1 protein-coding gene is annotated in these 209 nt (G+C 50.7%); it reads right to left on the bottom strand.

The genetic code is table 11. From position 1 onward, the window contains the following. On the bottom strand, positions 1-209 hold a 209-nt coding region (locus AACR11_RS20815), incomplete at both ends, for a cadherin-like domain-containing protein (RefSeq protein ID WP_139374625.1).

The following is a 209-nucleotide window of genomic DNA, read 5'->3' on the forward strand; positions in this document are numbered from 1 at the left end:
CCATTGTCTTGGAAGACGCCATCGTTGCCACTGTAAGTCACACTACTGATGTCTACGTCGCCTTCAATATCCGACGAATTAGCCAGTAGTTGCTCGTCACTGATGGTGATCGAGTTGTCTTCATGTACGGTGTAAGACGTGCTGCCTGCAACCGGAGGATCGTTCTCTGGCGTCACACTCACATCAATGTTGGCAGAGGTCGTATCCGT

It is taken from the genome of Vibrio sp. L85 (assembly GCF_963871815.1).
Taxonomy (GTDB): Bacteria; Pseudomonadota; Gammaproteobacteria; order Enterobacterales; family Vibrionaceae; genus Vibrio; species Vibrio harveyi.